At 71.7% G+C, this 16,558-nt stretch carries 11 protein-coding genes and 1 pseudogene; 7 read left to right on the top strand and 5 right to left on the bottom strand.

Features of this window, described 5'->3' with window-relative positions:
• Positions 1–49: 49 nt before the first annotated feature.
• From IFT72_RS14250 to IFT72_RS14235, 4 genes are read left to right on the top strand one after another with little or no spacing between them, the layout of a single operon-like run.
• Positions 50–1,366, top strand: coding sequence for an ABC transporter substrate-binding protein (locus IFT72_RS14250; RefSeq protein ID WP_185230942.1), 1,317 nt, complete (start codon positions 50–52; stop codon positions 1,364–1,366).
• Positions 1,366–2,319: a carbohydrate ABC transporter permease gene (locus IFT72_RS14245; RefSeq protein WP_082514744.1), complete on the top strand. Its 954-nt coding sequence runs from the start codon at positions 1,366–1,368 to the stop codon at positions 2,317–2,319. The genes IFT72_RS14250 and IFT72_RS14245 overlap by 1 nt, the downstream gene beginning before the upstream one ends.
• Positions 2,319–3,140: a carbohydrate ABC transporter permease gene (locus tag IFT72_RS14240; protein ID WP_056058617.1), complete on the top strand. Its 822-nt coding sequence runs from the start codon at positions 2,319–2,321 to the stop codon at positions 3,138–3,140. The genes IFT72_RS14245 and IFT72_RS14240 overlap by 1 nt, the downstream gene beginning before the upstream one ends.
• A 1-nt stretch (position 3,141) precedes the next feature.
• Complete coding sequence (locus IFT72_RS14235; protein WP_192046831.1) at positions 3,142–5,637, top strand: beta-glucosidase; 2,496 nt, start codon at positions 3,142–3,144, stop codon at positions 5,635–5,637.
• Positions 5,638–5,821: 184 nt separating this feature from the next.
• On the opposite strand, the gene IFT72_RS14230 is transcribed toward IFT72_RS14235, so the two are convergent.
• From IFT72_RS14230 to IFT72_RS14210, 5 genes are all read right to left on the bottom strand, one after another.
• Positions 5,822–6,805: a carbohydrate ABC transporter permease gene (locus IFT72_RS14230; protein WP_056058608.1), complete on the bottom strand. Its 984-nt coding sequence runs from the start codon at positions 6,803–6,805 to the stop codon at positions 5,822–5,824.
• Complete coding sequence (locus IFT72_RS14225) at positions 6,802–7,941, bottom strand: carbohydrate ABC transporter permease (protein WP_192046830.1); 1,140 nt, start codon at positions 7,939–7,941, stop codon at positions 6,802–6,804. Before IFT72_RS14225 ends, IFT72_RS14230 begins: the two co-directional genes overlap by 4 nt.
• Positions 7,942–8,004: 63 nt before the next feature.
• Entirely contained in the window at positions 8,005–9,363 is a 1,359-nt protein-coding gene (locus IFT72_RS14220; RefSeq protein ID WP_244634582.1) for an ABC transporter substrate-binding protein, read from the bottom strand.
• A gap of 125 nt (positions 9,364–9,488) precedes the next feature.
• Positions 9,489–10,511, bottom strand: coding sequence for a LacI family DNA-binding transcriptional regulator (locus tag IFT72_RS14215; RefSeq protein WP_056058599.1), 1,023 nt, complete (start codon positions 10,509–10,511; stop codon positions 9,489–9,491).
• Between the two features lie 173 nt (positions 10,512–10,684).
• Positions 10,685–12,304 (bottom strand): glycoside hydrolase family 43 protein, encoded by a 1,620-nt coding sequence (locus IFT72_RS14210; protein WP_192046829.1) that lies wholly within the window; start codon positions 12,302–12,304, stop codon positions 10,685–10,687.
• A 258-nt stretch (positions 12,305–12,562) separates the two neighbouring features.
• Between IFT72_RS14210 and chvE the strand changes: the two are divergent.
• The 3 genes and pseudogenes from chvE to mmsB all read left to right on the top strand — a co-directional run.
• Positions 12,563–13,684: pseudogene (gene chvE, locus IFT72_RS14205) on the top strand (multiple monosaccharide ABC transporter substrate-binding protein); the annotation flags it as partial.
• Between the two features lies 1 nt (position 13,685).
• Positions 13,686–15,230, top strand: a 1,545-nt coding sequence (gene mmsA / locus IFT72_RS14200; RefSeq protein WP_244634580.1) for a multiple monosaccharide ABC transporter ATP-binding protein, incomplete at its 5' end; no start/stop codon positions are given.
• A gap of 83 nt (positions 15,231–15,313) precedes the next feature.
• Positions 15,314–16,435, top strand: a complete 1,122-nt coding sequence (gene mmsB / locus IFT72_RS14195) for a multiple monosaccharide ABC transporter permease (protein ID WP_197981555.1) — start codon at positions 15,314–15,316, stop codon at positions 16,433–16,435.
• The last annotated feature ends 123 nt before the right edge of the window (positions 16,436–16,558 follow it).

The following is a 16,558-nucleotide window of genomic DNA, read 5'->3' as shown; positions in this document are numbered from 1 at the left end:
CGGCACTCATTTCGGGCAAATCACCGAAACTTTCGGAAGGTGTTCAACGATGAACAGTTCATCCCCCCGCTCCCGGCGACTGCGGCGGTCGCTCGCGGTCGTCGCGACGCTCGCCACCGGCGCGCTCCTCGCCGGCTGCTCCGGCGGCTCCGGCGCCGAGAGCCGCCCGGAGAACGAGATCCACGTCGCGGTCTACGGCGACGCCACCAACAAGGTCGAGGAGGCGGTGGTCGCGAAGTTCAACGAGACCAGCGACGTCAAGGCCGTGCTGGACGTCATCCCCGGCGCGAACTACCAGCAGAAGCTGCAGACGATCATCGACACGGACAGCGCGCCCGACGTCTTCTTCAACTGGGGCGGCGGCAGCATCAAGCCGTTCGTCGACGCCGACCTGCTGCTGCCGCTCGACGACATGATCGCCGACGACCCGCAGCTGGAGGAGGCCTTCCTGCCCTCGGTCTTCGACACGGCCCGCTTCGACGACAAGGCCTACGGGGTGCCGATGCGCGGCACGCAGCCCGTGATGCTCTTCTACAACAAGAGCGTGCTCGCCGACGCCGGCATCGCCGTGCCCGAGACGTGGGACGACCTGATGGCGGCCGTCGAGACGCTGAAGGGCGCCGGGGTCACCCCGATCGCGCTCGGCGGCGGCGACCAGTGGCCGACCCAGATGTGGTTCCAGTACGCGTACGACCGCGTCGCCGGGCCCGAGCTGTTCCAGTCGGCCCTCGACGGCGACGCCGACGCCTGGGCCAGCGACGACAGCAGGGAGGCGCTCGGCATGCTGCGCGACCTCGTCGACGCCGGCGGCTTCGGCACGAACTTCGACTCGGTCAAGTTCACCGACGGCGGCTCGCCCGCCCTGCTCCGCACCGGCAAGGCCGCGTTCGAGCTGATGGGCTCGTGGGAGTACTCGACCCAGCAGAACGAGGACCCGGAGTTCGCCGCGACCGACCTCGGCTACACGACCTTCCCGACCGTCGAAGGCGGCAAGGGCGACCCGGCCAACCTGGCTGGCAACACGAACAACTTCTACTCGGTCATCAAGGGCACGCGGTACCCCGACGCCGTCGAGGACTTCCTGAAGATCATGTACAGCGACGAGTTCGTGCAGCAGCAGCTCGCGATCGGCAACCTGCCGACCACGACGAACACGCCCGACTTCCTGTCGACGGCGGCCGACCCGGCCTACTCGCAGTACCAGTTCGACCTCGTGGCCGACGCCCCGTCGTTCCAGCTCTCGTGGGACCAGGCCTACCCGCCCGCCGCGATGACGCCGATCCACACCGCCGTCGCGCAGTACTTCAGCGGCACCCTCGACGAGGACGGCTTCATCGCCGCCATGCAGGCGCTGCAGGCTCCGTGATGTCGTCCGCCACCGCTCGTCGCGGGGCGCTCGGGTCGACCGGCACGGCTCGCCGTGCCGGTCGGCCCCGGACGGGGCAGGCCGCCGTCGGCCGGCCCGGCTCCGTCTGGGCGCTGCCCGCCACCGTCTTCTTCGGGCTCTTCGCCCTCGTGCCGCTCGTCGCCACGGTCTGGATGTCGTTCGTCACCTGGGGCGGAATCGGCGACCCCCGGTTCGTCGGCCTCGACAACTGGACCCGCATCGGCCAGGACTCCCTGCTGCTCAAGAGCATCGGGCTGACCGTCGTGCTCGTGCTGCTCTCGATCGCCGTGCAGACCCCGGTCTCGCTCCTCCTCGGGGTCTGGGCCGCCGGCCAGCAGCGCGCCCGCGCCGCCGTCGTCGCGATCTGGTTCATCCCCCTGCTGCTCTCGTCGGCCGCCATCTCGGTGCTCTGGCGAGCGCTGCTCGACCCCAACTTCGGCATCCCCGGCAGCGCGCCCTGGCTCTTCGGCGACGGCAACCTGTTCGGCCACCAGGGCACGGCGATCGCGGTGCTCGTGTTCGTCAGCACCTGGCAGTACACGCCGTTCCACACGCTGATCTACCAGGGCGGCGCGCGCGGCATCCCGGCCGTGCTCTACCAGGCGGCCTCGCTCGACGGCGCCGGCATGGTGCGCCAGTTCTTCAGCATCACGCTGCCGCAGCTCAAGAACACCGTGGTCACGTCGCTGATCCTCATGCTCGTCGGCGGCCTCACCACCTTCGAGACCGTGCTGATCCTCACCAACGGCGGCCCCGGCACCGACACGCTCGTCTCGCCGCTGTACATGTACCAGAAGGCCTTCTCGTCGTTCGACTTCGGCGGCGCCAGCGTCATCGCGGTCGCGCTCGTGATCGTCGCGACGGCGATCTCGTTGATCGTCGTCAAGTTCTCGGGCTACGGCGAGATGCGCTCCCAGGCAGAAGGAGTCTGATGACCACCCGACCCAACTGGATCGCCGGCACCCTGGCCGCGATCTGGCTCGCCGTCGTGGCCCTGCCGCTCTACGCGATGGTCACGGCCACCCTGCAGACCCGCACCGGCTACGCCGCGAACGGCCCGCTCTCGCTGCCGTTCGGCGACTTCACGCTCTCGAACTACGTCGACGCCTTCGACACCGGCTTCGCCCAGTACTTCCTCAACACGCTGTTCGTCACGGTCGCCGTGGTGCTCGTCGTGCTGCTGCTCGTGCCGCCGCTCGCCTACGCGATCGTGCGCAGCACCTCGCCGCTCGTGCGGGGCGTCTTCCGCGTCTTCCTGCTCGGGCTCGCGGTGCCGGCGCAGGCCGTGATCGTGCCGATCTTCTACCTGATCTCCGTCGCCGGGCTGTACGACAACCTCCTCGGGGTCATCCTGCCGACCGCGGCGTTCGCGCTGCCGGTCTGCACGCTCATCCTGTCGGGCGTCATGCGCGACATCTCGCCCGAGCTCTACGAGGCGATGTCGATGGACGGCGCGACGCCGTTCCGCGCGTTCTTCCGGCTCGTGCTGCCGCTCTCGAAGGGCGGCCTCGCGACGATCGTCGTGTTCTCGGCGCTCCAGGCGTGGAACGGCTTCCTCTTCCCCCTGATCCTCACGCAGTCCGACGACACCCGCGTCGTCACGCTCGGACTCTTCAACTTCCAGACCCAGTACGGCGTGAACATCCCCGGCCTCCTGGCCGCGGTGGTGCTCTCGATGATCCCGATCCTCGTGCTCTACCTCTTCGCGCGTCGCGCGCTGGTGCAGGGCCTCATCGGAGTAGGCGGCAAGTGACATGACCAGCACCACCAGCACCAGCACCAGCACGAGCGCCGGCATCGGCGCCGGCGCCCCGGCGGCGGGAGGGGCGGCGGCGGAGCCGGCCCGCGCCTCCTCGTCGGCCCCCCTCGACGGCCCCTGGCGCGACCCGGCCCTGCCGGCCGCGGAGCGCGCCGCGGCCCTCGTCGCGGCGATGACCCCGGAGGAGAAGATCGCCCAGCTGTTCGGCATCTGGGTCGGCGCCTCGGCCGACGGCGCCGAGGTCGCCCCGCACCAGCACGACATGGCCGAGCCCGTCTCGCTCGACGAGCTGCTGCCGACCGGCCTCGGGCAGCTGACGCGCCCCTTCGGCACGGCCCCGGTCGAGGCCGTGGCCGGCGCCCGCTCGCTGGCCCGCACCCAGCGCACCATCGTCGAGAGCGGCCGCTTCGGCGTGCCGGCCCTCGCGCACGAGGAGTGCCTCGCGGGCTTCGCGGCCTGGGGCGCCACCGCGTACCCGGTGCCGCTCTCGTGGGGCGCCTCCTTCGACCCGGAGCTCGTCCGCGAGATGGCGGCGCGCATCGGCGACGACCTGCGCTCGGTCGGCGTGCACCAGGGGCTCGCCCCCGTGCTCGACGTCGTGCGCGACGCCCGGTGGGGCCGCGTGGAGGAGACCATCGGGGAGGACCCGCACCTCGTGGGCACCGTCGCCACCGCCTACGTGCAGGGGCTCGAGAGCGCCGGCGTCGTCGCGACGCTCAAGCACTTCGCCGGCTACTCGGCGTCGCGCGCGGGCCGCAACCTCGCCCCCGTCTCGATGGGGCGGCGCGAGCTCGCCGACGTCGTGCTGCCGCCGTTCGAGATGGCCGTGGCCCTCGGCGGCGTGCGGAGCGTCATGCACGCCTACACCGACATCGACGGGGTGCCCTCAGCCGCCGACGAGTCGCTGCTTACCGGGCTGCTGCGCGACACCTGGGGCTTCGACGGCACCGTCGTCGCCGACTACTTCGGCGTCGCCTTCCTCGAGACGCTGCACGGCGTCGCGGGCTCGCGGGCCGAGGCGGCGGGGCTGGCCCTCGCCGCCGGCGTCGACGTCGAGCTGCCCACGGTCGACGCGTTCGGGCCCGCCCTCGTCGCCGCCGTGCGCGCCGGCGAGGTCGACGAGGCCCTGATCGACCGGGCCGCGCTCCGCGTGCTGACCCAGAAGGCCGAGCTCGGGCTGCTCGACCCCGGGTGGGACCCGGAGGCGCCCCTCGCCCGCGCCGACGACATCGACCTCGACACGGCCGGCAACCGCGCCCTCGCCCGGCGGCTCGCCGACGAGGCCGTCGTGCTGCTGCGCAACGACGGGGTGCTGCCGCTCGCCGGGGCGCTGCCGCTGACCGGGGCCGGCTCGGCCTCCGGCGTCGGCCGGGGCTCCGAGGCCGGCCGGGGCACCGCCCCGCGCCTCGCCGTGGTCGGCCCGAACGCCGACACCTCCGCGGCGCTGCTCGGCTGCTACTCCTTCCCGGCGCACGTGGGGTCGCAGCACCCCGACGTCGCGGTCGGCATCGAGCTGCCCACCTTCGCGGAGCGCCTGCGGGAGGCGGTGCCCGGCCTGGGCGCGGTCGTCGCGGGCTGCGACGTGGACGGGACGGACGCCTCGGGCATCCCCGCCGCCGTCGACGCCGCCCGCGACGCCGACGTCGCGCTCGTCGTGCTCGGCGACCGCGCCGGCCTCTTCGGCCGCGGCACGAGCGGCGAGGGCTGCGACGCCGTCGACCTCACGCTGCCCGGCGTGCAGCAGCAGCTGCTCGACGCCGTGCTCGACACCGGCACGCCGACCGTGGTCGTGCTCTTCACCGGGCGCCCCTACGCCCTCGGCCGTGCCGTCACGGAGGCGGCCGCGGTCGTGCAGGCGTTCTTCCCCGGCGAGGAGGGCGCGGCGGCGGTCGTCGACGTGCTCACCGGCGCGACCACGCCGTCGGGCCGGCTGCCCGTGAGCGTGCCCGCCCACCCGGGTGCCCAGCCCTCGACCTACCTGCAGAGCCCGCTCGCCGCGCGGTCGGCCGTGTCGGACGTCGACCCGACGCCGGCCTTCGGCTTCGGGCACGGGCTGTCGTACACGACCTTCGACTGGGACGTCGTCGTGCCCGGCGGCGGCGACGGGCCGCTGCGCGTGCCGACCGTCGGCGAGGTCGCGCTCGAGGTGACCGTGCACAACACCGGCGACCGGATCGGGGCCGATGTCGTGCAGGTCTACCTGCACGACCCGGTGGCCGAGACGGTCCGGCCGGGGCAGCGGCTGGTCGCCTACGGGCGCACCCCGCAGCTCGCGCCCGGCGAGCAGGCCGTGCTCGAGATCGTGGTGCCGGTCGACCTCGCCTCGGCGACCGGTCGCGACGGCCTGCGGCGCATCGAGACGGGGGCCCTGCAGCTGCGGGTCGCCCGCTCGAGCAGCGACGTCGTCGCCGCGGTCGACGTCGAGGTGACCGGGGAGGCGCGGGTCGTCGACCACACCCGCCGCCTGACCTCGGTGGTGACGGTGCGCTGAGGCACCGGGCCCCCGCCGTGGTGCGCGGGGGCGAGGGGACGGAGGGGGCGGTGCTGTGGAGGCGCCGCCCCCTCCGGCGTGCGCGGGCCCGCGCGAGGCGACCCGCGCCTCCCGCGGGCCTCATCGAGGTGACCCGATCTGGGCCCTCGGCACCGTCCAGGGCCCAGATCACGTCTCCTCGGGGTCAGCCCTTCGTCGCGCCGGCCAGCAGGCCGCGCACGAAGAAGCGCTGCAGGGCGAAGAACACGATCAGCGGCACGATGATCGAGATGAACGCGCCCGCCGTGAGCAGTTCCCACGACTGGCCGTACGAGCCCGAGAGGTCCTGCAGGGCCTTCGTGATCGGCAGCCCCTCGCCCGACGTGAACACCGTCGCGACGAGCAGGTCGTTCCAGACCCACAAGAACTGGAAGATGCCGAAGGAGGCGATGGCCGGCATCGACAACGGCAGCACGATGCGGAAGAAGACCTGGCCGTGCCCCGCGCCGTCCATGCGCGCAGCCTCGATGACCTCGGCCGGGATCTCGCTGATGAAGTTGTGCAGCATGAAGATGGCCAGCGGCAGCGCGAAGATCGTGTGCGCGATCCACACCTTGGCGAACGAGCCGTCGAGCCCGTTCACCCCGAGGCCGGGGAGGATGTACAGCCCGCCGATGACGAGCCCGTCCGAGAACAGGCGCAGCAGCGGCACGAGGGCCATCTGGATCGGCACGATCTGCAGGGCGAACACCAGCACGAACATCGTGTTGCGGCCCTTGAAGTCGATCCAGGCGAACGCGTAGGCCGCGAGGCTCGCGATCGTGATCGGGATCAGCGCCGCGGGCAGCGTGATGACGAGCGAGTTGAGGAAGGCCTTGCCGAGGGTCAGGCTGTCGCCCGAGTTCAGCGCGTTGACGTAGTTGTCGAGCGTGAAGCCGGGGTTGGCGAAGACCGTCCACCAGCCCGTCGTCTTGATGTCGGTCGCGGGGCGGAACGACGAGATGAAGAGGCCGGCGGTGGGCAGGGTCCAGATCACGGCGATGATCAGCGCGGCGATGGTCGCCCCGCGGCTCGTCGTGCCCTTCTTCAGCTTGCCGCTGGAGTTCTCGATCTTCGCGACGCCGCGCTTCAGCTGGCTCTCGGTGCGAGGGGGGACGGCGACCCCGACCGGGGTGGGCGTGGCGGTCATCGGATCTCCCTCTGCTTCTGGATCTGGCGGGCGTTGTAGATCACGATCGGCAGCACCAGGACGAACAGGATGACGGCCAGCGCCGAGCTGTAGCCGGTGCGGCTGCCGAGCTGGAACTGGCGCACCATCTCGAACGCGAGGATGGTCGTGTCGTTGCGGCCGCCGGTCATCGCCGAGACGATGTCGTAGACCTTGAGCGAGGCGATCGAGATCGTCGTGAGCACCACGATGATCGTCGTGCGGATGCCCGGCACCGTGATGTGGCGGAAGGCCTGGAAGCCGTTGGTGCCGTCGAGCGACGCCGCCTCGAGCTGCTCGGCGGGGACGCCCTTGATGGCGGCGGAGAGCACCGTCATCGCGAAGCCGGCCTGGGTCCAGATCAGCACGATCACGAGCAGCAGGGTGTTCCAGGGCTCGAGCCCCAGCCAGTCGACGGGCTGGCCGCCGAACGCGACCAGGACGCCGTTCAGGAGGCCGATCTGCTCGCCCTGGCGGATGTCGTAGAAGAACTTGAAGATGATCGACGCACCGACGAACGAGATCGCCATCGGCATGAAGACCAGCAGCTTGAGGACCTTCTCGCCGCGGCTCTTGTCGATGAACACGGCGTAGGCGAGGCCGATGGCCGTCGCCGTGATCGGGGCGAGCAGCACCCAGACCAGCGTGTTGCCGAAGGCGGTGAGGCCGTCGGGGCTCGTGAAGACCCAGATGAAGTTGTCGATGCCGGCGAAGCCGGAGCCGTCGTTCTTCATGAAGGCCTGGCCGGCCGTGGTGATCGTCGGGTAGATCAGGCCGATGATGAGGAAGAAGACCGCGGGGGCCATGAAGGCGATCAGCTGCAGCGAGTAGCCGGAGCCGCGCTTCGAGCGGTAGTCGAGCAGGAACAGCCCGCCGCCGAGCACGGCCGCGACGACCGCGACCCACATCACCGAGTTGTAGAGGCCGAACGCGAGGAGCACCACGACCGGGACGAGCACGCAGACCGCGAGCCGGAGGATCGTGTACTGGAGGCCGCGACGCGGGGCGAACTCGACGAAGACGAGCACGATGCCGACGAGCGCGGTGAAGGCGATCAGGATCAGGGGGATCTGCGCCAGGGGCGGGACACCCGCCAACCACTGGAAGAAGCTGGACATCGCTGTCCTTTCGGGGACGGGTCAGGGGCCGCCGACGAACGACGGCCCCTGACGGAAGGACGACTAGGAGGTGTAGCCGGCCTGGATCTCCTCGAGGACCGAGTCGGTGTCGGTGCCGTCGATCCAGTCGACCATGCCCTTCCAGAAGCTGTCGGAGCCGACCGACTTGGGCATCAGGTCGGAGCCGTCGAAGCGGAAGGTGGTGTCGGTGCCCTGGAGGATCTCCACGGCGCTCTTCAGCAGGTCGCTGCCGGCGTTCTCCGGGTCGAGGCCCTGGTTGGCGGAGATGACGCCGCCGAGCGAGACGCGGCTGTTGGCCCAGTCGGCGCTGGCGAGGTACGCCTGCACCTTCGCGGTGTCGTCGTCGTTCGAGAACGCGGCGACGAACTCGCCGCCACCGGTGACGGCGGCGGGGTCGCCCTCCTCCATCGGCGGGGTGAGGAAGGCCCAGACGTCGCCGTCCTCGGCGACGGTGGCGGGCTGGCCCTCGGCGTTGTTCGCCGCGGTCAGGAAGCCCTCGAAGAACGAGGCCTGGTGGGTCAGGGCGCAGCTGCCGTTCGCGACGTTGGTCGCGACGTCGCCGAACGCGGTCGAGTTGATCGACTTCACGTCGCCGTAGCCGGCGTTGACGAGCGTCGGGTCGAGGAGGATCTCGCCGACCGCGTCGAAGGCCGACTTGATCTCGGGGTCGGTGAACTTCGTGTCGCCGGCGACCCACGAGTCGTAGGCGTCAGGGCCGGCCTCGCGCAGCACGAGGTCCTCGACCCAGTCGGTGCCGGGCCAGCCCGAGGCCTCGCCCGAGTTGAAGCCGGCGCACCACGACGGGCCGCCGGTCTTCTCCTGGATGGTCTTCGACAGCGCGACGAGGTCGTCGTACGTCTTCGGGACCTCGACGCCCCACTCCTTGAACTTCGCCGGCGAGTACCAGACGTAGCCCTTGACGCTGGCCATGAGGGGCGCGCCGTACTGGGTGCCGTCGACCTGACCGTACTTCTGCCAGTCCTCCGACCAGCCCTCCTTGACGTTGGCGAGGGCGTCGGCGGGGAGCTCCTGCACCTTGCCGGACTTGACCGTGTCGGCCAGCAGGCCGGGCTGCGGGAAGATCGCGAGGTCGGGGGTGTCGCCGCCCTGGACCTTGATGCCGATCTGCTTCTCGAACTCCTTGTCGCCCGTGTACTTGATCTCGATGTCGTTCTCCTTCTCCCAGTCCGCCCAGGACTGCTCGAGGAGGGTCGCTTCGTCGCCGTTGATCGTGCCGTAGACGTTCACGACGCCGTCGGCGGTGCCGACCGACCCGCCGGCTCCGCCGCCGGCGTTGGGGTCGTTGGGGTCGGAGCTGCCGGAGCAGCCGACCAACAGGAGGCTCGTGGCGGCCAGGAAGGCCATCCCGCCGGTGACGCGGCGGTTCAGGGGTGCTCGCATGGGGTTCTCCTCATTGAGTGGTGCGGCGGGCGATCGCTCGTGCTGTCGAGCGGACCGTCGACGTGTCGTCATCGACGCGCGTCGACGATGAGTGTCACACACCGTGCGGAGGCGCGCAACCGCGCCTAGGAGCGTGTCGGCGGAGCGGAGCTGCCGCGCACCGTGAGCCGCGGCGCGACGAGCAGGTGCGGCGCCTCGCCGCGGCGGTCCTCGATGGCGGCGACGAGGTCGTCGACGGCCGCGGCGGCGATCTCGTCGCCCGGCGGCGACACCGTGGTCAGGGGCGGGGAGGTCATGTCGGCGGCCAGGTCGCCGATGCTCAGCGCGACGACGGTGACGTCGTCGGGCACGCGACAGCCGGCGAGCGCGGCGGCCTGGACGAAGCCGGCGAGCGCCATCTCGTTGAAGGCGAGCACGGCCGTCGGGCGCGGCACCAGCGCGGCGAACGCGGCGAACGCCTCCCGCCCGCCGCGCACGGAGGTGTCGGCGTGGACCACCTCGACCCGCAGGCCCCGGTCGCGGACCGGCCCCGCGAGCGCCCGCGTCGTCCGCGTCAGCGGGCCCGAGCCCCGCTCGAGCGCGCCGAGGCCCTGGCTGAGGAAGAACAGGTGCTCGTGCCCGAGGTCGGCGACGTGGTCGACGGCGAGCCGGCCCATCGCCTCGTAGTCGGCGTCGACGAACCAGAGGCGGCTCGCGTCGTCGGGCCGACCGATGTTGGTGAAGGGCACCCCGGCACGCTCGAGCACCTCGACGCGGGCGTCGGTCGAGGTCAGCTCCATGAGGATCACGCCGTCGACGAGCCGCTCGCTGACGAGGCTGCCGAGCCCCTCGACGTCGCCGATCGGGTTCGACCAGAGCAGCAGGTGGTAGCCGCACGACCGGGCGCGCTCGGTGGCGGCGGCGACGTACTCGAACTCGGACGACGTCACGCCGCGGGGGCTGGACGGGTAGTGCAGGGCGAGGATCCCGCCGCGGGAGCCGGCGAGGCCGCGGGCGAAGGCGTTCGGGGTGTAGTCGAGCTCGGCCATCGCGCGCTCGACGCGCTGCCGGGTCGCCTCCGAGATGGTGCGCCGACCGCTGATCGCGTACGAGACGGTGCTCGACGAGACCCCGGCGAGGCGCGCCACGTCGTCACGGGTCGCACCCATGGCATCCACCTCGATCGGTCGTGCGTCGCAGGACAGGAGCGGCGACGCAGGCGCTCCCCCGGTGCACGACTGTGCGATCGGCGGCGAGGTCATCATGCGCAACGGCTGACGATTTGTCCAACCTGAGTTCTGCCCACTTCCGCGACCGCGAGCGCCCGGAGCGGACGGCCCGGTCAGCCGACGGTGCGGGAGGCGCGGTGCAGCACGAGCTGACCGGGCCCGTCGACCGCGGCGCCCCAGACCACGCCGACGAACCCGCCGGCCGTCTCGGTGCTGACGACCCGCGCCTCCGCCCGGGCCCGCAGCAGCTCGGCCGGCGGCCCGCCCGCGGGGTCGACGACGAGCGCGACGAGGTCGTAGGCGTCGCCCCGGCAGGAGGCGCGGAGCAGCATCTCGACACCACCCGAGCCGGTCTCCTCCACCGTGGCGCCGGCGATCTCGCGGTCGACGCCGGTCTCGCGCGCCACGATCCGCACGCGGAGGCCGTCGCCGTCGAGCCCGCGCACGACCTCGACGCGGAGGTCGGCCGCCCCGGACTGCCGCACGACGAGGCCCGCCGCTCCGCCCGGCCCCGGCCGCGCCGTGACGGCCAGCTCGAGCGTCTCGTGGTGGTCGCGCTGCCGCGCCCCGACGAACCCCGGCACGCCGGTCGGGTCGTGCAGGCGGGCGGCGCCGGCGCCGTCGAGCACCAGGCCGTCGGAGCCAGGCACCGCGAAGGAGGGCGCCCCGCGCACCGAGAGCCACGCCGCGTCGAGGGGCCGGGAGCCCCTCAGGTCGTCGACCCGCGCCTCCGGCACGCGGGGCCCGTGCCCGACGACCGCGTCGTCGAGCTGGCCGACGCCGGCGTTGACGACGGGGCGGTCGTCCTCCCACGTGACCCGGGCGAGGAAGGTCTCGCGGCCGAGCACCGTGTGGCCGCCGACCGGGCGCATGCCGAGCACGGTGGCGCGCCACTCGCCGTCGGGCAGCTCGACGAGGTCGGCGTGGCCGACGGCGACGACCGGGTGCCCCTGCCCGAGGTGCCGGTGCGTCAGCAGCGGGCCGCGCGGGTCGACCTCGTACGGCCCGGTGACGGCGCGCGAGCGGGCGGCGACGACGGCGTGCGCCCGCTCGGTGCCGCCCTCGGCGGTGACGAGGTGGAACCAGCCGTCGCGCTCGACCAGGTGCGGCCCCTCGCTCCAGACGGCGCCGCGCTGCGCGGCCGTCCAGACGACGTGCTCGGGCCCCGTCAGCCGCAGCGTGTCGGGGTCGAGCTCGCGCAGCCAGATCTCGGTCTCGCCCTCGTACGAGCCGGGGTCGCGGAGGCGCGTGCCGAGCCACCAGACGCGGTCGCGCCGACCGCCCGGCCGCGCCTCGAAGAACAGCGCCGGGTCGATGCCCTCGGCGCCCTCGACGACGACCGGGTCGGACCACGGGCCGGCCGGGTCGTCGGCCGTGCAGGCGAACGACCCCGGCCGGTCGCCGCCGACCACCGTGCTGACGAGCCACCAGCGCCCGAGGCCGTGCCGCAGCGTGGGCGCGTAGGCCCCGCCGCTGTCGGGCACGCCGGCCAGGTCCAGGGCGCCGGGCCGGGTGACGACCGAGCCCCGCGCCTCCCAGGTCAGCAGGTCGCTCGAGGAGGAGAGCGCGACGGAGGGCCAGTACTCGAAGGTCGACGTCGCGAGCCAGACCACGTCGTCGCCGGGCGCCCGGCAGACGCTCGGGTCGGGGTGGAAGCCCGGCAGCACCGGCGTCGCGCGGGGCCGGGCGGAGGCGGTGGTCGGGTCGGCAGCGAGGGGCACGTCGGCGGGCACGACGGCGAGCATAGCCGCGGTGAGCCCGGCTCATCTCGATCCGGTAACGGTCTCCGAGGCCCTTGCGCCGACGATCAGGGCGCGTATATGTTCCGAGAGCCAACAAATACCCCGACGCCACCCACGTCGGTTCGAGCACTACAGCGAAGTACCCGCTCGATCTGGTCCGGTTCGACGACGAACCACCGCCCGGCACGCCCTCGACGAGGCGACCGGAGCGGCGTCGCCCGGGCAGATCCCACCGAAAGGATCCGCACCATGACCACAGCAAGGAAGCTCTCCGTCGCGGCCCTCACGGTCGGCCTCGTGGCCGGCCTCGCGGCCTGCGCACCCGCCGGCTCCTCCGGCGGCGGCGGGGGCGACGACGCCTCCGGCACCGAGTGCAACGTCGGCATCAGCATGCCCACCCGCAGCCTCGAGCGCTGGATCAACGACGGCGAGGGCCTCAAGGAGAAGCTCGAGGGCGACGGCTGCACCGTCGACCTGCAGTACGCCGACAACAAGACCGACCAGCAGATCAGCCAGATCCAGAACCAGGTCGCCGGGGGCGCGAAGATCCTCGTCGTCGCCGCCATCGACGGGCAGACCCTCGGCCCGGCGCTCGAGGACGCGAAGTCGCAGGACGCCACCGTCATCGCCTACGACCGACTGATCAACGGCACCGAGGCCGTCGACTACTACGCCACCTTCGACAACTACAAGGTCGGCCAGCTGCAGGGCCAGTACATCGAGGAGCAGCTCGGCCTCGCCGACGGCGAGAAGGGCCCCTTCACGATGGAGCCGTTCGCCGGCAGCCCCGACGACAACAACGCCGGCTTCTTCTTCGCCGGCGCGTGGGACGTCCTGCAGCCCTACGTCGAGAGCGGCGCGCTCGTCGTGCCGAGCGGCAAGGCCCCTGCCGACGACGACGGCTGGAAGGCCATCGGCATCCTCGGCTGGGGCTCGGACGACGCCCAGGCCGAGATGGACAACCGGCTGCAGTCGTTCTACACGGGCGGCGAGAAGGTCGACGTGGTCCTGTCGCCGAACGACAGCCTCGCGCTCGGCATCGAGGCCTCCCTCGACGCCGCCGGCTACCAGCCGGGCTCGGACTGGCCCATCATCACCGGCCAGGACGCCGACGTCGCCAACGTCAAGGCGATCCTCGCCGACCAGCAGTCGATGACCGTCTGGAAGGACACCCGCGAGCTCGGCACCCAGGTGCAGGCGATGGTGGCGGCCATCGTCGCGGGCGACGAGGTCGAGACGAACGACACCGACACGTACGACAACGGCGAGAAGGTCGTCCCCGCGTACCTGCTCGACCCGGTGGTCGTCACCAAGGACGACGTGCAGGGCACGCTCGTCGACTCGGGCTTCGTCGACGCCTCCGACGTCGGTNAACGACGTCATCCTGCAGATGACCGACATCGTCAAGGAGTTCGGCGCCGTCCGGGCCCTCGACGGCGTCTCGGTGAGCGTGCAGCGCGGCGAGGTGCACGCGGTCTGCGGCGAGAACGGGGCCGGCAAGTCGACCCTGATGAAGGTGCTCTCGGGCGTCTACCCGCACGGCAGCTTCGACGGCACGATCGAGATCGACGGCAGTCCCGTCCGCTACTCGTCCATCAACGACTCCGAGCGCGACGGCGTGGTGATCATCCACCAGGAGCTCGCGCTCAGCCCGTTCCTCTCCATCGCCGAGAACATCTTCCTCGGCAACGAGGTGCAGCGCGCCGGGGTCATCGACTGGAACCGCACCAACCTCGAGGCCTCGAAGCTGCTCGCGCGGGTCGGCCTCGCCGAGAGCCCGGTCACCAAGGTGCTCGAGCTCGGAGTCGGCAAGCAGCAGCTCGTCGAGATCGCGAAGGCGCTCTCGAAGGAGGTGAAGCTCCTCATCCTCGACGAGCCGACCGCGGCCCTCAACGACGACGACTCGGCCCACCTGCTCGGCCTGATCGACCAGCTGCGCGAGCAGGGCATCACGTCGATCATCATCAGCCACAAGCTCGGCGAGATCCGGGCGATCGCCGACACCGTCACGGTCATCCGCGACGGCAAGACCATCGAGTCGTTCCCCGTCGTCGACACCCCCGAGATCGAGACCCGCATCATCCGAGCGATGGTCGGGCGCCCGCTCGACAGCCAGTTCCCGCCGCGGGTGCCCGACATCGGCGCCGAGAAGCTGCGCGTCGAGGACTGGACCGTGCACCACCCGGTCGACTCCGAGCGGCTCGTCGTCGACCACGCGTCGTTCCACGTGCGGGCGGGCGAGGTCGTCGGCTTCGCCGGCCTGATGGGCGCCGGGCGCACCGAGCTGGCGATGAGCCTCTTCGGCCGGTCGTACGGCACCGACATCTCGGGCCGCGTCTACAAGGACGGCACCGAGATCCAGACCCGCACGGTCGGCGAGGCCATCAAGAACGGCATCGCCTACGTCACTGAGGACCGCAAGCGCTACGGCCTCAACCTCATCGGCAGCATCACGGTGAACGTCTCGGCCGCCGCCCTCGGCAAGCTCGCGAAGCTCGGCGTCATCGACCGCAACCGCGAGTACGCCGTGGCCGACGACTACCGGAAGCAGATGAACATCAAGACCCCCACGGTCTCGGCGATCGTCGGCAACCTGTCGGGCGGCAACCAACAGAAGGTCGTCCTGAGCAAGTGGATCTACTCGGGCCCCGACGTGCTCATCCTCGACGAGCCCACCCGGGGCATCGACGTCGGGGCCAAGTACGAGATCTACGGGATCATCGCCGAGATGGCGGCCCAGGGGAAGGCCGTCATCGTCATCTCGAGCGAGCTGCCGGAGCTGATCGGCCTCTCCGACCGGATCTACACCATCGCGGAGGGCCGCCTCACGGCCGAGCTCTCGCGCGCCGACGCCAGCCAGGAAGAGCTGATGCGCCACATGACCGCGACCAGGACCCTAGGAGCAGAAGCCTCGTGACCACCACCGCACCTCCTCGCCCCTCCGCACCGCCGCCGGCACCCGCGCCGGTGCCGGGCGCCAAGCGCCGCCTCCGCATCGACATGCGCCAGTACGGCATCCTCGCCGCGCTGCTGGTGATCGTGCTGCTCTTCCAGGTGCTGACCGAGGGCCGGCTGCTCTACCCCGGCAACGTCAGCAACCTCATCCAGCAGAACGCCTACGTGCTGATCCTCGCGATCGGCATGGTGATCGTCATCATCGCCGGGCACATCGACCTCTCGGTCGGCTCGGTCGTCGCGACCGTCGGCGCCGTCGCCGCGCTCGCCATGAACGACTGGGGGCTGCCCTGGGGCGCCGCCGTCGCGCTCTCGCTGCTCGTCGGCGCGCTGATCGGCGCGTGGCAGGGCTTCTGGGTCGCGTTCGTCGGGATCCCGGCGTTCATCGTCACCCTCGCCGGCATGCTCGTCTTCCGCGGCGTCGCCCTCGTGCTGCTGACCGGCGGAACGATCAGCGGCCTGCCCCGCTCGTTCAACGCGATCGGCTCGGGCACCCTGCCGACCACGGGCCAGCCCGACCTGTTCACGCTCGGCATCGGGCTGCTCGCCTCGGCGGGCCTGATCGCCCAGCAGCTGCGGGCCCGCGCGAACCTCCGCCGCCTCGAGCTGCCCCGCGAGCGCGCCGTGTCGTTCGTGCTGAAGATCGCCATCGCCGTCGCCGCGATCATGTACCTCTGCTACCTGCTGGCGTACAACCGCGGGACGCCGATCATCCTCATCATCCTGGCGACGCTGGTGCTGCTGTACTCGTTCCTGCTGACGCGGACCGTGTTCGGCCGCCACGTCTACGCCATGGGCGGCAACCTGTTCGCCGCGATGATGTCGGGCGTCAAGACGAAGTGGGTCACCTTCGGCATCTTCGTCAACATGGGACTGCTCGCCGGCCTCGCCGGCGTCGTCAGCACCGCCCGCGCCGGCAGCGCCGTCGCCTCGGCCGGCCAGAGCTTCGAGCTCGACGCGATCGCCGCGGTGTTCATCGGCGGCGCGGCCGTGCAGGGCGGCATCGGCACCGTCGTCGGGGCCGTCATCGGCGGGCTCGTGATGGGCGTGCTGAACCAGGGGCTGTCGATCCTCTCGGTCGACGCCGCCTGGCAGCAGGTCATCAAGGGGCTCGTGCTGCTGCTGGCCGTCGCGTTCGACGTGTACAGCAAGCGGCGCCGCCGGTAGGAGGCGCGGGTCGGCCCCCGCGGGGCCGGCCCGGCCGCCTGCGCCGAGCTCCCGACACCCCGTCCTCGCACGGGAACCCCGCCGCGGCGGGGTTCCCGTGCGAGGACGGGGTTCGTCGTCTGC

It is taken from the genome of Frigoribacterium sp. CFBP 8754 (genome assembly GCF_014841815.1).
Classification (GTDB): domain Bacteria; phylum Actinomycetota; class Actinomycetes; order Actinomycetales; family Microbacteriaceae; genus Frigoribacterium; species Frigoribacterium endophyticum.
This window is presented reverse-complemented; position numbering and strand designations above follow the sequence as displayed.

Coding starts and splice junctions, on each gene's coding strand:
- IFT72_RS14225 (WP_192046830.1), bottom strand. CDS start 7,941: ATGTCCAGCTTCTTCCAGTGGTTGGCGGGTGTCCCGCCCCTGGCGCAG.
- IFT72_RS14240 (WP_056058617.1), top strand. CDS start 2,319: ATGACCACCCGACCCAACTGGATCGCCGGCACCCTGGCCGCGATCTGG.
- IFT72_RS14250 (WP_185230942.1), top strand. CDS start 50: ATGAACAGTTCATCCCCCCGCTCCCGGCGACTGCGGCGGTCGCTCGCG.
- IFT72_RS14235 (WP_192046831.1), top strand. CDS start 3,142: ATGACCAGCACCACCAGCACCAGCACCAGCACGAGCGCCGGCATCGGC.
- IFT72_RS14215 (WP_056058599.1), bottom strand. CDS start 10,511: ATGGGTGCGACCCGTGACGACGTGGCGCGCCTCGCCGGGGTCTCGTCG.
- IFT72_RS14245 (WP_082514744.1), top strand. CDS start 1,366: ATGTCGTCCGCCACCGCTCGTCGCGGGGCGCTCGGGTCGACCGGCACG.
- IFT72_RS14220 (WP_244634582.1), bottom strand. CDS start 9,363: ATGCGAGCACCCCTGAACCGCCGCGTCACCGGCGGGATGGCCTTCCTG.
- mmsB (WP_197981555.1), top strand. CDS start 15,314: ATGCGCCAGTACGGCATCCTCGCCGCGCTGCTGGTGATCGTGCTGCTC.
- IFT72_RS14230 (WP_056058608.1), bottom strand. CDS start 6,805: ATGACCGCCACGCCCACCCCGGTCGGGGTCGCCGTCCCCCCTCGCACC.